Source organism: Solibacillus sp. FSL K6-4121 (assembly GCF_038002585.1).
Classification (GTDB): domain Bacteria; phylum Bacillota; class Bacilli; order Bacillales_A; family Planococcaceae; genus Solibacillus; species Solibacillus faecavium.
Map to the genome: position 1 here is coordinate 1542479 of NZ_JBBOCS010000001.1, position 18462 is coordinate 1560940.

General features: G+C 38.9%; 17 protein-coding genes. 16 read left to right on the forward strand and 1 reads right to left on the reverse strand.

All coding sequences use genetic code 11. The annotated features are described in order from the left end of the window. Window positions 1-391 precede the first annotated feature (391 nt). The 13 genes from MHH95_RS07665 (at window position 392) to MHH95_RS07725 (ending at window position 12242) form a co-directional block, all read left to right on the forward strand. Window positions 392-1108 (forward strand): flagellin, encoded by a 717-nt coding sequence (locus MHH95_RS07665; RefSeq protein WP_340727035.1) that lies wholly within the window; start codon window positions 392-394, stop codon window positions 1106-1108. 147 nt (window positions 1109-1255) lie between these two features. Next, window positions 1256-1498 (forward strand): hypothetical protein, encoded by a 243-nt coding sequence (locus tag MHH95_RS07670; RefSeq protein ID WP_340727036.1) that lies wholly within the window; start codon window positions 1256-1258, stop codon window positions 1496-1498. Between the two features lie 103 nt (window positions 1499-1601). After that, on the forward strand, window positions 1602-1958 hold the full coding sequence (locus MHH95_RS07675) for a flagellar protein FlaG (protein ID WP_340727037.1): 357 nt from the start codon (window positions 1602-1604) through the stop codon (window positions 1956-1958). Window positions 1959-2009: 51 nt separating this feature from the next. After that, window positions 2010-4079 carry a flagellar filament capping protein FliD gene (gene fliD, locus MHH95_RS07680; RefSeq protein ID WP_340727038.1) on the forward strand — a complete coding sequence of 690 codons (2070 nt, stop codon included), beginning with the start codon at window positions 2010-2012 and terminating at the stop codon, window positions 4077-4079. A gap of 18 nt (window positions 4080-4097) precedes the next feature. After that, a complete protein-coding gene (locus tag MHH95_RS07685; RefSeq protein ID WP_340727039.1) occupies window positions 4098-4460 on the forward strand; it encodes a flagellar protein FliT in 363 nt (120 codons plus the stop codon). A 45-nt stretch (window positions 4461-4505) separates the two neighbouring features. After that, window positions 4506-4913 (forward strand): flagellar export chaperone FliS, encoded by a 408-nt coding sequence (gene fliS, locus MHH95_RS07690; RefSeq protein ID WP_340727040.1) that lies wholly within the window; start codon window positions 4506-4508, stop codon window positions 4911-4913. Between the two features lie 538 nt (window positions 4914-5451). Beyond that, window positions 5452-5997: a competence protein ComK gene (locus tag MHH95_RS07695; protein WP_340727041.1), complete on the forward strand. Its 546-nt coding sequence runs from the start codon at window positions 5452-5454 to the stop codon at window positions 5995-5997. A gap of 39 nt (window positions 5998-6036) precedes the next feature. Next, window positions 6037-6306 (forward strand): competence protein ComK, encoded by a 270-nt coding sequence (locus MHH95_RS07700; protein WP_340727042.1) that lies wholly within the window; start codon window positions 6037-6039, stop codon window positions 6304-6306. Window positions 6307-6512: 206 nt separating this feature from the next. Next, entirely contained in the window at window positions 6513-6878 is a 366-nt protein-coding gene (locus tag MHH95_RS07705) for a PilZ domain-containing protein (RefSeq protein ID WP_340727043.1), read from the forward strand. Window positions 6879-7037: 159 nt separating this feature from the next. Further along, entirely contained in the window at window positions 7038-7595 is a 558-nt protein-coding gene (hpf, locus tag MHH95_RS07710; protein WP_340727044.1) for a ribosome hibernation-promoting factor, HPF/YfiA family, read from the forward strand. Between the two features lie 213 nt (window positions 7596-7808). Beyond that, the gene (secA, locus tag MHH95_RS07715) at window positions 7809-10319 is read left to right on the forward strand and encodes a preprotein translocase subunit SecA (RefSeq protein WP_340727045.1); all 2511 of its coding nucleotides are present in this window, start codon (window positions 7809-7811) and stop codon (window positions 10317-10319) included. 269 nt (window positions 10320-10588) lie between these two features. After that, a protein-coding gene (gene prfB, locus MHH95_RS07720) for a peptide chain release factor 2 (protein WP_340727318.1) occupies window positions 10589-11693 on the forward strand; the annotation gives its coding sequence in 2 pieces (ribosomal slippage) (window positions 10589-10660 and window positions 10662-11693; 1104 coding nt in all). Between the two features lie 195 nt (window positions 11694-11888). Next, on the forward strand, window positions 11889-12242 hold the full coding sequence (locus MHH95_RS07725) for a hypothetical protein (protein WP_340727046.1): 354 nt from the start codon (window positions 11889-11891) through the stop codon (window positions 12240-12242). A gap of 3 nt (window positions 12243-12245) precedes the next feature. Here the strand turns inward: MHH95_RS07725 and MHH95_RS07730 are convergent, their stop codons facing one another. After that, window positions 12246-12737, reverse strand: a complete 492-nt coding sequence (locus tag MHH95_RS07730) for a competence protein ComK (RefSeq protein ID WP_340727047.1) — start codon at window positions 12735-12737, stop codon at window positions 12246-12248. A gap of 186 nt (window positions 12738-12923) precedes the next feature. Here MHH95_RS07730 and MHH95_RS07735 point away from each other — a divergent pair, with 186 nt between their 5' ends. From MHH95_RS07735 to uvrA, 3 genes are all read left to right on the forward strand, one after another. Next, on the forward strand, window positions 12924-13166 hold the full coding sequence (locus MHH95_RS07735; protein ID WP_191698648.1) for an IDEAL domain-containing protein: 243 nt from the start codon (window positions 12924-12926) through the stop codon (window positions 13164-13166). A 373-nt stretch (window positions 13167-13539) separates the two neighbouring features. Continuing rightward, the gene (gene uvrB, locus MHH95_RS07740; RefSeq protein WP_340727048.1) at window positions 13540-15522 is read left to right on the forward strand and encodes an excinuclease ABC subunit UvrB; all 1983 of its coding nucleotides are present in this window, start codon (window positions 13540-13542) and stop codon (window positions 15520-15522) included. Window positions 15523-15527: 5 nt separating this feature from the next. Continuing rightward, window positions 15528-18395, forward strand: coding sequence for an excinuclease ABC subunit UvrA (uvrA, locus tag MHH95_RS07745; RefSeq protein ID WP_340727049.1), 2868 nt, complete (start codon window positions 15528-15530; stop codon window positions 18393-18395). Window positions 18396-18462 lie beyond the last annotated feature (67 nt).

Consider the following 18462-nt stretch of genomic DNA (forward strand, 5'->3'; position numbering starts at 1 on the left):
ACTTTATTAGATAGAATAGATCAAGTTGATTGGAATGGAAGGGGCGACTTCTGCGGGAAAAGCGGGACTGCCGATACACCGCAGGAGCGTAGCGACGAGGAGGATTGGCACCCGCCCGCGAAACGCGTCCCCTGGAATGGAAATCAACGGTTTTCATTAGTTAACTTTATTTTAAAACAAAAAAGACTGTAGGCAAACTCGAATTTCTTCGAGTTTGTCTACAGTCTGGAAGACTCTAGCCATGCTAGGGTCTTTTTTTTATTAGACAAAAGATAAATGAAAACTTATAGCAAGTTATTTTTCCGGGAGCAAGTGGACAAATGATTTACAAGCCTTAAGCAATGAAATAAACAGAATAGCCACTACAAATGATGGTGCTACGGAAAATACGATGGCTGCAATTAGTAAAGTGGTAGATTCCTATGATTTCAGAGAAAATAAGGCTGGTTTACAAAATAAGCATATTATTTTCGTTACAAATGAAGTAGGTGACGATAATACCATGAAAAATTCTACATTGGCGAACCTGAATACGAAGGGAATACAAGTACACGGGATTCATTATTCAGGATTTTCGGACTTGGCAGAGCTTGCTTCAAATACAGGAGGGAAATCCATTGATCTTAGTAATGCAAATTGGGGCAATGAATTAAGTACTGTCATTGGCGGCTCAATCGGAGGATCTGCTGGAACAATTATAGAAGAAGAGAAAATGGCAACACTGTTTTTACAAGTAGGTGCTATAGGTGGACAAACGATGAAGATAGAATTATTTGACGCAAGAACACATAAATTAGGTGTGGATGATCTTCAATTAGATCCTTATACAGAAGCCCAGAAAGCCATTCTTAAAATAGATGAAGCCATCCAATTAGCCTCATCTCACAGGAGTAAATTCGGCTCTTATCAAAATGCATTGCAGCATATCGAAAAAAATGTCTCCAATTATAAAATAAATTTAACGAATGCGGAGTCTCAAATTCGGGATGTCGATATTTCCAAAGAAATTGTTACACTCACTAATCAACAGGTGCTTCTTCAGGCATCTACAGCTATGCTAGCACAAGCCAATCAATTAACGAGTTCAATCCTTCAGTTTCTAAAATAATGCGTACAACGGTTATACAATTAAATTACCTTAGTCTCCTTCAAGAAAGTCTCATAGGAGGCTTTTTTTATTTTCCTCTGGATGAACAAAAGGCTACGTACTGCTTTCTTTGTTATAGTAAGTAAATCAATATGATTGGAGATTCCTATGACTAATGAAAAAGATGAGCGAGTTTTTTTAGAAGCACAGCTAAATTGGGTAAAACAGCGGGATGCCTTACTGGAGCAAATCGAAAATAGATTATATGAAATGAAACATATAGCCGAACAAATTGCATCAGATGTCGATTCCATGACAGAAAGTGAGATGCATCAATTAAATGAACGGTTTCTGATTTTGAAAACTGAAATAGCGGAGTTAGAAAGTAGACTGCATATTCACTATAATTAATACAATGTTGCTAAATTATTTCTCCATCTTCCAAACAATGATAAAAAAATTGAAAATGCAACCGATAAAATACATAAGAAGATATGTTAACGGAGGGGTACAAATGCGAATTGATGGAACGAGTGTTTCAATGCCAAACATGACACAGCAGACTAAAGAAGGACAAGAAGCAAGTCCTGTACAGGCGGATGTCATTGCCCAACAACAAAATCAACCGGTAGTAGAAGAAAAAGGCACGAAAGAAAAACTGAATCAGGCGATTGATTCACTGAATGAGTTTTTCACTATTAATAACAGTGAGCTAAAGTTTGTTTTTCATGAAGGACTGGACACTTATTACGCACAGCTTATAAATTCTGAAACAGAAGAAGTGATTCGCGAAATACCTTCGAAAAAAGTGCTCGATGTTTTTTATGAAATGCAAAAGCTTGTAGGAATGATTGTAGATAAGAAAATATAAAACCGGTAGATTACCGGTGAATAAATGGATAAGTAGTTTGGAGGAGATTATATGTCGATGCGTATAGGTGGTTTAGCATCAGGTATGGATATAGATAGTATTGTAGAAAAGTTAATGGTGGCTGAGCGAATGCCTATGGACAAGCTTGAGCAGCAAAAGCAAATTTATGAATGGCAGCGTGATGCATACCGTGATGTCAACAAAAAGATGACGACACTGGATACGTATATTGCCGATAATTTTATTTTAAAGAGCTTAAATACAAAAACGGCGACAAGTTCGAATTCGGATCTGGTAGCGGCTGTCGCAACAGGCTCGGCATCGGGTTCGCTGTCGATCGAAAGTGTTTCGCAATTGGCGGAAGCTGAACGGTGGGTTGGCACGCAAAAGAATGCAACGAGCAGCACGAAGGTAAGTGATTTATTTACAGCAAGCGGGAAAACGATGCCGACAACGTTTACGTTTACACTCTCTTCGATAGATATGCAAGGAAACCTAGGCAAGCCTGTGTCAATTGGAATAGATACCAATACAACAATCGGTGAACTCATTACAAAAATAAATGGCAGTAATGCAGGAGTTTCGGCTATATTTGAAAGTGGTAAGTTGTCATTGACAGCTAAAAATACTGGGAGAGAAGCGAATGGTAATCCTGCAATCGTTGCAAATGGAAATGGCCAGGATTTATTGGCGGTACTAGGCATTACAGATTCAGGGAAAACAAAAGGGAAAAATGCGATTTTCCAAGTGAACGGCATTGCAACAGAGCGGACGACGAATGTCTTTTCGATGAATGGCTATAATATTACGCTGAAATCCGTGTTTAATGAAGGGACAGCCTATGCCAATACTGTAACAGCTGCGGAGGAATCGGAAAAATTTGCTGAAGAAAACCTGAAGAATGCCCTTGGCAACCTTGATAAAATTTATAATGTAGGATTAACAGGTTCGCTAGGTGATCAATTTGCAGCTATGAAAGCGGAAATAACTACAAAAATAGGTGAGCTTCAAACTAAGGTAGATATGGCAGAGGCTACCTTGACGAGTGTCCGGAATGTTGAAGTCGAAGGTGAAATAGCCGGTGAGCTGTACGATCAATTATCGGTGGAAGCAAAAACAGCCCTTGGTGAGGCCAAAAACTATGATGACCTGACAAAGAATCCGGCACTAGCATCACTGAATGCAACGAATTTCGATGCATTAAAAGACGTGCATACGAACACGGTGGCACTGGAGGATGAAACAAAACTGCTGAGTGACGCAAAAATGGACAAAGCTTCTTTAGAAACGATGGAAGCCAATTACAGAAATGCAGAGAAAGCACTGGAGGATCTTAAGAAAAATCCAATTGAAACAAAGGTGGAAGCAGCGGCAGTTACTCTGACCTCCTCCACAAACACCGACGAAATCATGAACAAAGTAAAAGAATTTGTAGCAACATACAACGGCTTTATCAAAGATTTAACTGACCAAACAAAACAGCCGAAATACCGTGATTTTAAGCCATTAACAGCTCTTCAGAAGAAAGAAATGGATGAAAAAGAAATCGAGCAGTGGGAAGAACGCGCAAAAAGCGGTTTATTGAAAAATGATTCCATTATTACAAGCGGCCTTTCTTCGCTACGCGGTCTTGTGTATCAAACTAACCATGCGGTAACAAACCAAAAGTACAATGCCCTCTACACAATTGGTATTGGGACTTCGAAAGATTACATGAGCGGTGGGACTCTTGAAATAGATGAAACAAAATTGCGTAAAGCATTGGAGGAAGATCCAGATGCAGTCGTGCAATTGCTAACGATGAGTGGGGAAAAATCTGCAACAGTAACAAAAGCAGACGGCACAACGGTGCAAGGTGATACACGCGGCTTCATGCGTAAAATTCGTGATGAGATGGACGCGATCGAGAAGAAAATCGATGAGCGTGCAGGTCGTGGTTCGATGACCGAAACACAATATACGTTAGGGAAATATTTGCGTAATGTAAACCAAAGTTTAGATGCTTGGAAAAATAAATTAACATCCATTGAGGATCGTTACTGGAAGCAGTTCGGTGCGATGGAAGCGATGATTAATAAGGCAAACAGTCAGTCTGCTTCGTTGATGAGCCAGTATTATTAATATGGTGGAGGCGATTAAATGATGGAGTTGGAGCAGCAATTACTCCAAGTTTCAGCTAAGCTGTACCGGCATCTTGGGGAAGAAATACATGGGGAAGAACGCGATGCATTTTTAAAGACGGCAGACGAGTTGTTTGATGAGCGTGGCCAACTTATTGCATCTGTTCAACAGGCTGGTATTAAACTTAGTGAAAAAAATCCGCAGCATGTATTGTTAAAGGAGCTAGACCAAGGGATTCAAGAGCGTATGAAATCGATTATGGCTGAGGTAAAGCAGGATTTAAAAAATGTACAAACAACAAAGAAAAGCGAAGTGCAATATACTAATCCGTATTCGTCTGTTCAAGTAATGGATGGAAGGTACTACGATCGAAAGAAATAACAACGTTCAGGGAAATGAAGTTGATTAAATAGAGGGGTGTACACCATGACAGCACAAACTGCAGCTGCATTTAATGCATACAAACAAAACAGTGTGACAACGGCTTCACCGGCTGAGCTTACATTAATGTTATATAACGGATGCCTAAAGTTTTTAACAAGGGCAAAAAAAGCTATAGAAGAAAAGAATATTGAAGAGAAGAATACGAATATCCAAAAAACTCAGGCCATTATCGCCGAGCTGATGTCTACATTAAAGCCGGATTTAGAAGTTTCGAAGCAAATGTTACCATTATACGACTATATGAACCGTCGTTTAATCGAAGCGAATATTAACAATGATATCGCGCTTATCGAAGAAGTTGAAGGATTGGTAACAGAATTCCGCGATACTTGGAAAGAAGTAATCAAAATCACACGCCAGCAGCAATATGGCAGTGCAGGACAAGTATAATTATTAACATATAATACTTTAAGTAGAGCGTACTCCTAGGAGGCGCTCTTTTTATGTCAATTTCTGTAACTTTAAACTCCATAATATTCAAATTAATATTGAAAACAATGGATAATTATGTCTATAATGTAAATAATTAGGTAGTTAATATTTACTGAATCAATTGGATGCTAACTTACTAAGATAACTTTTCCGATACAACTCCACGATAGTCACTTAAATACAAAATTTCAATATTTATAAGATAGCGTTCATAGAAATTCTAAATAATATTGAACTTCTCCAGCACTAAAAAATCCCATGTAAAATGTTCAAAAATTTAATGCTTTTATACTACTGTGAATTACTTAGTAGAGTGGTTTTTTACTTTTCAGTAAAGGAGGTGGTGATTCATGTGAATAGTGGAAGTTAAAAACCCCAAGTGAAGATCCTGCAAAGATGTCACTTGAGGCTCTGCTTGCTGGAGTATACCAGCTTAATGTTAGTATACTCCTTTTCTTTTCAATTGATAACTATAATTTAGAAGGAGTATGAAAAAATGTATAAAAATTATCTATTAAATGCATGTGCTTTAGTACCTAAATTTGATCATTTTAACAACCCTTATACTATTATTGTTACTTCAAATGGATATGAACGAGTTGATTTAACACCTAGACAATTAATTGATACAGAATTGAAAGAAAACGGTTCAAGTTTAAAAGGTGCAAAAGAAGCAGCTAAAGCTATACTTGGCCAAGCTTCTGTACCTCCTGTTTTTATCCCAAGATCACTATTTCCTCATGTATGGTTTTCAACTGAATCCAATCGCAATGAATCGTGTTGCTATTTCGCTTTACATCATGTTCTAACTGCTGAGGAATTGTCCTCTTCGCCTGAGAAAACACTAGTAATACTTCGTGATGGGCGTGAAATCGAAGTTAAAGTAACAAGAAGTAGATTTATTCAACGATGGAACAAAGCAAGCAGCTATTTTGCACATACTTTTTTTAATCATTTTATTAGTCAGCCTCGTTACTTGAAACCAGAAAAGAAACTAGTCTTGAAATGCGCAGAAGTTAGTGAAAGCTACTTAGTCGACTAAATCATATTAATATAGAATTTGTATGTAAAGGAGGACTATATGCGGATTTTGAATTTTTATCTAGTGAATCATAATACAGTGGGCATGGTACCGATCATTGCAGAAAACGGGAGATTGTATACAGTTGTTTTTGAACGAGAGCATATGGCAGTCGTGGGGAAATCTCCTTCTACGTTAATAAAGGAAAGCAAGCAATTTTATCGTAAGCCGCCGACTGGACATTTACTGACACGTAAATGGGGGAGCATTGGTAACGTGAATGATAAGCAGGTACAGGCAAATTTTCAATTCACGAAAAAATATTTATAGTTATCCGCCCTTTTCACTCATCATTTGGTGAGTGTTTTTTTGTGAAGAGAAAAATATAATTTATTTTGGATTTGTAGTTATTTCGTAATGATTTTAAAGAAAAAACTTTTTTATAAAATAGCAATTAAGCACATAGACAGTTCTTGGTAGTATGCATGATAATGTGGGTATGGAAGAGGTAGGAACGAAGGCAAGGAGGAAGGGAAATGGGATTTAAAAGAACGGAAGGGTTTCGCTTTACTTTTGGTGCACCGATTGCAGCGAAATATACTGTATTAATCGACGGCAAACAACAAACGAAGCACGCATGCGAAATTATAGATGTGAGTCCGCATGGCATGAAAATGTTTTCTTCTCATGAAATTGGTGAAAATACTAATTATCTGGTGCAACTGGAACTTGAATTTATTTTAGACGAAGTATTGATAAAGGCAATTGGGGAAATTGTATGGAAAAAGAAATACGGTGGAAAATATCAGTATGGTCTCATTTTTGAGAATCAGCCAGGTATTGAAGAATTGATCGTCAGTGAGTTGAAAATTCGCCGTAAAAAAGAGGTTAGCCGCAAGTAATCATTTCCTGACAAATATTTAAAATGTCCCAACAGCTTGTCTATTCTTATCGATATTTAAAACTACATGTCGAAAAATGAAAAAAGTTTTCAGAAGCAACAGGAGTTTTTTAAAGTATGTAGAATTAGTAAGTATAGCCGTAATGAAGGAGGAGTTCACATGCTAAACTTTAACATTCGTGGTGAAAATATCGAGGTAACTCCAGCGATTCGAGATTATGTGGAGACAAAAATTGAAAAGGTAGAACGTTATTTTAATGAAGATTTAAATGCAAATGCTAACGTCAATCTAAAAGTTTATAATGATAAACAAACAAAAGTAGAAGTAACTATTCCAATGAAGAATTTAACGCTTCGAGCAGAGGAACGCCATAATGATATGTATGCCGCTGTTGATTTAATCGTCGACAAGCTGGAGCGCCAAATTCGTAAACATAAAACGAAAGTAAACCGCAAATTCCGCGATCGGGAAGGTACGGGACTATACTTCGCAAATGTGACATCGCAAATGGAAGCGAACTCGGAGTCTTCCGATGAAGAATATACAATTGTTCGTACAAAGCAATTTGATCTGAAACCGATGGATCAGGAAGAAGCGATTTTGCAGATGAACATGCTTGGCCATGATTTCTTTATTTTCACAGATGCTGAAACAGACAGTAAAAATATCGTCTATAAGCGTAATGACGGAAAGTACGGCTTAATTGAAACGAACTAAATGAACTTGCACAAACGGATTGCCTGTAATGGGTAGTCCGTTTTTATATAGAGCTGTGAATGTTTAATATGAACGGATATTAAGCGATACTATGTTTTAAGAGCTTCCTAAATGATCTATTCTATACTCATATTTCCAACAGTGTATTTGCACCACCCCTATATATAATGCTAAAATATAATTTGAGACTATTATTGGGAAGTGACCAATTCGATGGCAAACATATTAAATAAATTATTTGATTTCAATAAAAAAGAAGTAAAGCGTTTAGAAAAGACTGCAGATAAAGTAGAAGCATTGGCAGGGCAGTATGAAAGCCTTTCTGATGATGCATTAAAAGCGAAGACTGAAGAGTTTAAAAACCGTTACCAAAATGGCGAGACAGTAGAAGATTTATTACCTGAGGCGTTTGCGACAATTCGTGAAGCATCACGTCGTGTACTTGGTATGTATCCGTTCCGTGTGCAAATCATGGGGGCGGCTGCATTAAATGAAGGAAATATTGCCGAGATGAAAACGGGTGAAGGTAAAACGTTAACTTCGACAATGTCCGTTTATTTAAATGCACTTACTGGTAAAGGTGTACATGTTGTTACAGTCAATGAATATTTAGCAAGCCGTGATGCGACGGAAATGGGCGAGCTGTATAACTGGTTAGGCTTAACAGTAGGCTTAAACTTAAATAGCCTATCAAAAGAGCAAAAGCGTGAAGCATATGCAGCCGATATTACATATTCGACGAACAATGAGCTCGGCTTTGACTATTTGCGCGACAATATGGTCCTTTATAAAGAAGACCGTGTACAGCGACCACTCTACTATGCGGTAATCGATGAGGTTGACTCGATTTTAATCGATGAAGCCCGAACACCGTTAATCATTTCGGGGCAGGCAGGAAAATCGGCACAGCTATATGTGCAATCAAATGCCTTTGTCCGTATGCTAAAGCAAGAAGAAGATTACAACTATGAAGAATCGACAAAAGGTGTAACGCTGACAGAGCAAGGGATTGAAAAGGCTGAACGTGCATTTGGCATTGACAACTTATTCGATTTAGCTCATGTGCGCTTAAACCATGCAATTAACCAAAGCTTAAAAGCACATGCATCGATGCATAAAGATGTCGATTATGTTGTTCAAGAAGGCGAAGTCGTAATCGTGGATGGCTTTACAGGTCGTTTAATGAAAGGTCGTCGCTATTCAGATGGTCTTCACCAGGCGATTGAAGCTAAAGAAGGCTTGGATATTCAAAATGAATCGATGACAATGGCGACGGTTACGTTCCAAAACTATTTCCGTATGTACGAGAAACTGTCGGGTATGACAGGTACAGCGAAAACAGAGGAAGAGGAATTCCGTAATATTTATAATATGAATGTTGTGGCTATTCCAACGAATAAACCAATTGCCCGTGATGACCGTCCTGACCTAATTTTTGCAACGATGGAAGGTAAGTTCAGAGCGGTTGCAGAAGATATTGCAGAGCGTCATCGTGCAGGTCAGCCGGTATTGGTTGGTACAGTAGCGATTGAAACGTCAGAAATTATTTCCAAATATTTAACGAAATTTAAAATTCCGCATAATGTATTAAACGCGAAAAACCATGAGCGTGAAGCGGAAATTATTTTAAATGCCGGTCAAAAAGGTGCTGTAACGATTGCTACGAACATGGCTGGTCGTGGTACGGATATTAAACCGGGTGAAGGTGTATTGGAAGTAGGCGGTTTGGCGGTAATTGGTACAGAGCGTCATGAATCACGCCGTATTGATAATCAGCTACGTGGTCGTTCTGGGCGTCAAGGGAATCCAGGGGTAACACAATTCTATCTTTCTTTGGAAGATGAGTTAATGCGTCGCTTCGGTTCAGATAAAATGAAATCGATGATGACAAGACTTGGTATGGACGATACACAGCCGATTCAGTCGGGGATGGTTTCGAAAGCGGTAGAATCAGCTCAAAAACGTGTTGAAGGAAATAACTTCGATGCGCGTAAACGTCTATTACAATATGATGATGTACTACGCCAGCAACGTGAAGTAATTTACAAAGAGCGTGAAGAAGTACTTGATTCGGAAAATATGCGTGCTTTAGTGGAATCAATGATTTCGCAGGCGATTGAAAATGCTGTAGCCCTTCATACACAGGGTGAAAAAGATGCTTGGACAATTGATGCATTAGTAGACTATATTGCTGCAAATCTTCTAGATGAGGGCGATATTACGAAAGAGCAGCTTGAAAACAAATCTCCTGAGGAAATGATTGCATTCATCTCGGAAAAAGTGACGGAACGCTATAACGAAAAAGAAGAAGCAATGACGCCAGAGCGTATGCGCGAATTCGAAAAGGTTATTTTACTTCGTTCAATCGATACGAAATGGATTGACCATATTGATGCGATGGACCAATTACGTCAAGGGATTCACCTACGTGCATACGGACAAAACGATCCATTGCGTGAATACCAACAAGAAGGTTTCGCAATGTTCGAGGATATGGTCGCAGCGGTACGTGAAGATGTGGCGAAGTATGCATTAAAAGCAGAAATCCGCAGTAACCTGCAACGTGAAGAAGTAGCAAAAGGCCAAGCGGTAAACCCGAAAGAAGAGGGCGCTGCCAAACCGAAAAAAATGCCGGCACGTAAAGCCGAAAATATCGGACGCAACGACCCATGCCCATGCGGAAGCGGCAAAAAATACAAATCCTGCCACGGCGTAGGACAATAAAAAGCAACAAAACCGAGGTCATTGAAACTATGCTCAATGACCCGGTTTGTTTTTATAAAGTTTAAAATTATTATATAGGCAATAAAAATTAAGTTCTTGTATGTTCACACTAGTTGGCCGGAGTGGAAGGGTGGCGACTCCTGGGGGAATAGCGTGACGCCTGAGACTACAGGCTCAGGCCACGCCCCCGGAAAGCGTCCACCCTGGAACGGAGGCCAACGGCTACAAAGGACTAAACTTTAAAGCTTTACTACGGAGGAAAATATATGATGGAATTAGCAGATGTGCGCAATGCACTCGAAAATACAGCTACAAAACTAGCGGACTTCAGGGGGTCTCTTTGACTTAGAAAACAAAGAGGCACGTATTCAGGAATTAGACGAAATGATGCTTGAGCCAAACTTTTGGAACGACCAAAACGGCGCACAGGCAATCATTAACGAAAGCAACGGCATCAAAGCAGTTGTCAATGAATTCAAAGACTTAGTGGATATACAAGAAAACCTGGAAATGACACTGGAGCTTTTACGCGAAGAACCAGATGCAGAATTACAGGAAGAGTTAGGCACAGAACTAGTCGAATTCCAATCAAAAATGGCAGACTTTGAACTGCAAATGCTCTTATCAGAACCATACGATAAAAATAATGCCATTTTAGAGCTGCACCCAGGAGCGGGTGGTACGGAATCACAAGATTGGGGATCAATGCTATTACGTATGTATACACGTTGGGCAGAGAAACGAGGCTTTAAAGTGACGACAATTGACTATTTGCCAGGTGATGAAGCAGGTATTAAATCAGTTACTTTACAAATTACTGGGCATAATGCTTACGGTTATTTAAAGGCGGAAAAAGGGGTACATCGTTTAGTGCGTATTTCTCCGTTTGACTCATCGGGTCGACGTCATACATCGTTCGTATCGTGTGATATCATGCCGGAATTCAATGATGAAATCGAAATCGAAGTGCGTACAGAGGACTTAAAAATCGATACGTACCGTGCAACAGGTGCCGGTGGTCAACATATTAATACAACGGACTCAGCTGTTCGTATTACGCATACACCAACTGGTACAGTCGTACAATGCCAAGCGGAACGTTCGCAAATTAAAAACCGTGAAGCGGCAATGAAAATGTTAAAGTCGAAGCTGTATCAATTAGAAATTGAAAAGCAGCAGGCACAGCTGGATGAAATTCGTGGTGAGCAAAAAGAAATCGGTTGGGGTTCACAAATCCGTTCTTACGTTTTCCATCCATATTCAATGGTAAAAGACCATCGTACAAGTGCAGAAACAGGAAATGTCAGTGCTGTAATGGATGGGGATTTGGATTTATTCATTACTGCATATTTACGTTCGAAAATCTCATATTAATATGTCCCTCTCTGACAAACAGTAGGAGCCATATTATATTACGTAGAAAGGCTGTGTTAAAAGTCAAAATGACTTTTAGCGCAGCCTTTTCATTATAATGAAAATTTAAGCTAGGTAATTATTTTCTACTTGTCAAAAATAAAAAAATATGTGAAAATAAATACGAACAAATGTTCTTATAATGGAGGTTTTCTTATGGTGCAAATTCCTTCTAAAACGATTCCGTACTATGAAGCAGGAATTTATTTGCCGTTGTTATTAATAATTCTTGAGAAGGATTATTCAATTGTAGAACAAAGCCCGTTTAAATTTAAAAATCCATATTTACATTTAATTAATGCTGTAAGTACCAAGGTAAAACATGACTTAAAAGAAACGAAGGACTATTTTAAACTTCATCAGATGCGTCTAGTAAGAGGCGAAACGGATGATATGTTTACCGAGTATCATTTTTATTTTAATGGAGTCATGGAGTGTAGGAGATATTCGAATATTCGCCTTCGTAATCATAGCGAGATGCTTCTTGCGGACTATTTTGCAAAAAGCTGATGGTTACAGCGTAGCATGGCGATTTAGAATAAGGTGTTTATAGAACATGGCAGCACGTACGTATTGTTGGTTAAACGATTTCATATGGATAGCGAAATCAACCTCTGTGCCGTCGATAAAAGTTACGCGTGTTTTATCACGCTTATCACTAATATTAATGACAGAGTTTAATGCTATCCAAATATTATGAGGGGAATGTGGCGAAAAGAGCGGAAACAATACACAAGGCTCCCCAAAATCGTATGCCACCATAACCGGCAGTTTGTGTTTATTCTCCCCGAAAAACTTCCTGGCCTGATATTTGCTCGCTTCATAGGAACTGCCGTGCAACCTGCATGTGTTGCGAACGAGCTTTAGAGGCTTATAAGGTGCGGTTACTTTTCCGTATTTGTCCAATATTATCGTATGGATTTTATCCCGATATTGATAGGAACTTAAACAAAAAGTTGAGTTAGAAATAATATAATTTGAATTTTGTGGTATATTACTAGTCATATTAGATCCCCTTTCTTTAACATTCCCTACCCGCTTAAATTTCCACTATACAGTTAAAATAATACAATAAATGGAAAAAATCAATACCATATTCTGAAAATTTGGTCATATGATAATTTTTCAGAATATATTGCAAATTAAATGTGTTTTACTTTATAATGGAAAAAAGAGGTCGAGGTGATATCGATGGATAAATATTATTCTTATACAGACTTTTTAAAAGCGGTAGGTCAGCAGTCCACTGAAAATCAAGCGGAGAAGTTATTGAATGAAATTTATTTAGATTTATTTATTAGTCGATTACAGCGTATGCAACGTATCGAACAACTAAAATTACTTATCGATACATCGCTAGATCAAAAGAACGAAAAGGCATTTGAATGCTACACAACAGAATTGAACGATTTATTGGCAATTACTGTTTCTTAACAAAGAAGTCACCTTATGATAGGTGGCTTTTTTGTTTGAAATTATAAATGAAGTTCGATTTTCTAATATCTTACAAAAACTTTCTAATAAAATTATAAAAGTTCTAATGAATTGGTTATTTTCTAATAAAAAGGATAATTTTTCTAATAAGTGGTTACTATTTTCGAATAACCCTTTGTAAAGTTCGAATAAGTCACCAACTTTTTCTAATATCCATAGAAAAAGTTCTAATAAACTTCACGCTCCAAGCAATAAATTATCCATTCAAAGTTCAAATATAAAATAAGAATATATGTTCGCAATTTTATCGTAAATTAAAAACGGGTATGTTAAAATAGAGAATAAGAAAAGCGAAAGAAAGGACAAGCTGAAAATGACAGAAACTTATAAAATACAGTCCGCCTACAAGCCTGCCGGTGACCAGCCGGAAGCGATTAAACAGCTTGTACAAGGCATTAAAGAAGGAAAACGTCATCAGACATTGCTGGGGGCAACCGGTACAGGTAAAACCTTTACAATTTCGAATGTAATTAAAGAAGTGAATAAGCCAACACTTGTGATGGCACACAATAAAACACTTGCAGGTCAATTATATAGTGAGTTCAAGGAGTTTTTTCCGGACAATGCAGTTGAATATTTCGTAAGTTATTATGACTATTTCCAACCAGAAGCTTATGTACCGCAAACCGATACGTATATTGAAAAGGATTCAAGTATTAATGAAGAAATCGATAAGCTACGTCACTCGGCCACAACAGCTTTGTTTGAACGGGATGATGTTATTATAATTGCTTCTGTATCCTGTATATATGGTCTCGGTAATCCTGAAGAATATCGTGAAATGGTTGTATCCATTCGTACAGGGATGGAACTCGAGCGTAATCAGCTATTACGCAAGCTGGTCGACATTCAATATGAACGAAATGATATTAACTTTACACGTGGTACATTTCGAGTGCGTGGGGATGTTGTAGAAATATTCCCGGCATCTAGAGACGAGCATTGTATTCGTGTTGAGTTTTTCGGTGATGAGGTTGACCGGATTCGGGAAGTCGATGCATTAACAGGTGAAATTTTAGGAGATCGTCAGCATGTTGCCATTTTCCCTGCATCCCACTTCGTTACCCGTGAAGAAAAGATGAAGGTCGCCATTGAGAATATTGAAAAGGAACTGGAGGAGCGTCTTGCAATATTGCGCTCGGAAGACCGTTTACTTGAGGCGCAGCGTTTAGAGCAGCGAACAAATTATGATTTGGAAATGATGAAGGAAATGGGCTTCTGCTCAGGCATTGAAAACTATTCGCGCCATTTAACATTGCGTGAAGCAGGGGCTACGCCATATACATTACTAGATTATTTCCCTAAGGACTTTTTGCTTGTTGTGGATGAAAGTCATGTTACTTTGCCGCAAGTACGTGGTATGTATAATGGAGACCAGGCTCGCAAAGGCGTATTAGTTGAGCACGGCTTCCGTTTGCCGTCTGCACTTGATAACCGTCCTTTAATGTTCGATGAGTTCCAGTCAAAAGTTAGTCAGGCGATTTATGTATCTGCAACACCTGGTCCATACGAATTGGAACATACACCTGAAATGGTGGAGCAAATTATTCGTCCGACAGGGCTGCTCGATCCAACAATCGATGTACGTCCAATTGAAGGGCAGATTGATGATTTAATCGATGAAATTCATGAACGTATCCGTCGTAATGAACGAACATTAATTACAACATTAACAAAGAAAATGTCTGAGGATTTATCGAGTTATTTAAAGGAAATGGGCTTAAAAGTTGAATACTTGCACTCGGAAATCAAGACATTAGAACGGATCGAAATTATCCGTGAGCTTCGTAAAGGGACATATGATGTGCTGATCGGCATTAACTTATTGCGGGAAGGTCTTGATATTCCAGAAGTATCCCTTGTCGCAATTCTCGATGCAGACAAAGAAGGCTTCCTTCGTTCAGAGCGTTCATTAATTCAAACAATTGGACGTGCTGCACGTAACTCGAATGGTCATGTTATTCTATATGCCAACAATATGACGGATTCGATGACAAAGGCCATCAGTGAAACGAAGCGTCGTCGTGAAATACAAAAGGCTTACAACGAAGAACACGGTATTACACCAAAGACTATTATTAAAAAGATTCCTGATATTATTCGTGCAACTCAAGCTGCGGAACAGGAAGAAACATACATTACAAAAGTAACAGGCGGCAAAAAGCTTACAAAAAAAGAGCTAGAGAAGCTTGTTGCAACTTTGCAAGTTGAAATGAAAGAAGCCGCAAAAGGGTTGGACTTTGAACGTGCGGCAGAATTACGTGACATGATATTTGAATTAAAGGCAGAAGGGTGAACAATGTGAAAAATACAGAAATTGTCGTACAAGGTGCACGAGCGCATAATTTAAAAAATATTGATGTCACAATTCCCCGCGATAAAATTGTCGTAGTGACAGGTCTTTCAGGCTCCGGGAAATCCTCTTTAGCATTCGATACGATTTATGCTGAAGGGCAACGTCGTTATGTGGAATCATTGTCTGCCTATGCACGACAATTTTTAGGGCAAATGGACAAGCCAGATGTCGATACGATTGAAGGGCTTTCCCCGGCCATTTCCATTGATCAGAAAACAACGAGCCGTAACCCGCGCTCTACTGTTGGGACGGTTACGGAAATTTATGATTATTTACGATTACTTTTTGCACGGATCGGCAAACCGTATTGCCCGACACATGGTATAGAAATTACATCCCAGACAATCGAGCAAATGGTGGACCGTTTACTGGAATATCCAGAGCGTACTAAAATGCAGTTACTTGCCCCTGTTATTGAAGGGAAAAAAGGTACGCATGTAAAGCTACTGGAAGACCTGAAAAAGCAAGGCTATGTCCGCATCCGATTAAATGGGGAACTTCGTGATTTAGATGACAATATTGAGCTCGATAAAAATAAAAAGCACACAATTGAAGTAGTAGTCGACCGTATTGTTTTAAAAGAGGGGGTAGAATCACGATTAAGCGATTCCCTTGAAGCCGCTCTGAAAATAGCAGACGGACGAGTACTCGTTGATGTTATGGAACATGAGGAGCTGTTATTCAGTGAGCATCATGCATGTCCTTTGTGCGGCTTTTCAATTGGTGAACTTGAGCCGCGCATGTTCTCGTTCAACAGCCCATTCGGTGCATGTCCAACATGTGATGGGCTTGGCAGCAGAGCTAAGGCTGATCTAGATTTAGTTATTTATAATTGGGATTTAACATTGAATGAAAATGCGATTGCCCCATGGGAATCCGTTTCTTCCAATTATTATCCGCAGCTTTTAGCATCTGTATGCAAGCATTTTGATATTCCAATGGATGTACCGGTAAAGGATATTCCAAAGGAAAAAATGGATAAAATTTTATACGGTTCAGGCAAAGAGAAAATCCTTTTTGAATATACAAATGATTATGGCAGAATGCATAAGAAAAATATGGAGTTTGAAGGGGTAATCAGCAATATCGAGCGCCGTTTTACAGAGTCCTCTTCAGACTATGTGCGCGAATCGATGCAAAAATATATGACGGAGCAGCCGTGTGCTACATGTAAGGGGCATCGTCTGAAAAAAGAAACGCTGGCAGTGAAAATTAAAGATCAAAATATTTCTGAAGCAACGCGTCACTCGATTCAGGAAATGTATGATTTCTTTAGTTCAGTGGAGTTAACAGAAAAAGAACGTCAAATTGCGAAATTAATTATTCGTGAAGTAATTGAGCGATTAAAGTTCTTACTAGATGTTGGATTAAACTATTTAACGCTTGCTCGTTCGGCAGGAACATTATCAGGCGGAGAAGCACAGCGTATTCGGTTGGCAACCCAGATTGGTTCGCGCTTGTCAGGAGTCCTCTACATTTTAGACGAGCCATCCATTGGGCTGCACCAAAGGGATAATGACAGATTGATTCATACACTGGAAAATATGCGTGATTTGGGCAATACATTAATTATCGTCGAACATGATGAAGATACGATGATGGCAGCGGATCATCTAATCGATATCGGACCAGGTGCTGGTGTACATGGTGGACAAATTATTGCGCAAGGGACGCCGAAGCAAGTGATGAAAAATAAAGAATCAATTACCGGACAGTATTTAAGTGGTAAGAAATTTATTCCATTGCCGCTTGAACGTCGTAAAGCGGATGACCGAAAAATTACGATTAAAGGCGCTTCGGAAAATAACTTGAAAAACGTCAATATCGATATTCCATTAGGTCAGTTTATTGCAGTTACCGGTGTTTCCGGCTCAGGCAAATCAACATTAGTGAACGAAATATTATATAAAGCACTCGCTTCAAAATTAAATCGTGCAAAAGTAAAGCCCGGCAAACACAAATCAATCGAAGGGTTGGAGCAGCTGGAGAAGGTCATTGATGTGGATCAATCACCAATTGGACGTACACCACGTTCAAACCCGGCAACCTATATTGGTGTATTTGATGATATTCGGGATGTATTTGCGATGACGAATGAAGCGAAAATCCGCGGCTATAAAAAAGGACGATTTTCTTTCAATGTAAAAGGCGGACGTTGTGAAGCTTGTCGCGGGGATGGCATTATTAAAATCGAGATGCACTTCTTACCGGATGTTTATGTACCATGTGAAATATGCCACGGAAAGCGCTACAATCGCGAAACGTTGGAAGTAAAATATAAAGATAAAAATATATCTGATATTTTGGAAATGACTGTTGAGGACGCGTTAGAATTTTTCGGGAACATACCGAAAATTCAACGTAAATTGCAAACGATTGTTGATGTAGGGCTAGGGTATGTGAAGCTCGGCCAGCCTGCTACAACATTATCCGGCGGGGAAGCACAACGTGTAAAATTGGCTTCTGAATTACATCGTCGTTCAAACGGAAAGTCATTTTATATTTTGGATGAGCCAACGACAGGTTTACATGCGGATGATATTTCGCGTCTGCTAATCGTGCTGCAGCGTTTAGTGGAAAATGGAGAGTCAGTGCTTGTCATTGAACATAATTTAGATGTAATCAAGACCGCAGACTATATTATTGACCTAGGTCCTGAAGGTGGAGAAGGTGGAGGCACGATTTTAGCAACCGGCACACCTGAGGAAATTGCAGAAGTGAAGGAAAGCTATACTGGGCGCTATTTAAAGCCTATTTTAGAGCGTGACCGCGAGCGTATGTCCTCGAAAATTAGCGCAGCAAAAAGCAAATAGATTAAAAAACTGAGAGCGCAAACGAAACTTTTTCTCCTCCCTCCTCGTATAATAACTATATACGAAG

Coding starts and splice junctions, on each gene's coding strand:
- hpf (WP_340727044.1), top strand. CDS start 7,038: ATGCTAAACTTTAACATTCGTGGTGAAAATATCGAGGTAACTCCAGCG.
- MHH95_RS07695 (WP_340727041.1), top strand. CDS start 5,452: ATGTATAAAAATTATCTATTAAATGCATGTGCTTTAGTACCTAAATTT.
- MHH95_RS07665 (WP_340727035.1), top strand. CDS start 392: ATGGCTGCAATTAGTAAAGTGGTAGATTCCTATGATTTCAGAGAAAAT.
- MHH95_RS07725 (WP_340727046.1), top strand. CDS start 11,889: ATGGTGCAAATTCCTTCTAAAACGATTCCGTACTATGAAGCAGGAATT.
- MHH95_RS07670 (WP_340727036.1), top strand. CDS start 1,256: ATGACTAATGAAAAAGATGAGCGAGTTTTTTTAGAAGCACAGCTAAAT.
- MHH95_RS07730 (WP_340727047.1), bottom strand. CDS start 12,737: ATGACTAGTAATATACCACAAAATTCAAATTATATTATTTCTAACTCA.
- MHH95_RS07685 (WP_340727039.1), top strand. CDS start 4,098: ATGATGGAGTTGGAGCAGCAATTACTCCAAGTTTCAGCTAAGCTGTAC.
- MHH95_RS07735 (WP_191698648.1), top strand. CDS start 12,924: ATGGATAAATATTATTCTTATACAGACTTTTTAAAAGCGGTAGGTCAG.
- fliS (WP_340727040.1), top strand. CDS start 4,506: ATGACAGCACAAACTGCAGCTGCATTTAATGCATACAAACAAAACAGT.
- MHH95_RS07675 (WP_340727037.1), top strand. CDS start 1,602: ATGCGAATTGATGGAACGAGTGTTTCAATGCCAAACATGACACAGCAG.
- fliD (WP_340727038.1), top strand. CDS start 2,010: ATGTCGATGCGTATAGGTGGTTTAGCATCAGGTATGGATATAGATAGT.
- MHH95_RS07705 (WP_340727043.1), top strand. CDS start 6,513: ATGGGATTTAAAAGAACGGAAGGGTTTCGCTTTACTTTTGGTGCACCG.
- uvrB (WP_340727048.1), top strand. CDS start 13,540: ATGACAGAAACTTATAAAATACAGTCCGCCTACAAGCCTGCCGGTGAC.
- secA (WP_340727045.1), top strand. CDS start 7,809: ATGGCAAACATATTAAATAAATTATTTGATTTCAATAAAAAAGAAGTA.
- MHH95_RS07700 (WP_340727042.1), top strand. CDS start 6,037: ATGCGGATTTTGAATTTTTATCTAGTGAATCATAATACAGTGGGCATG.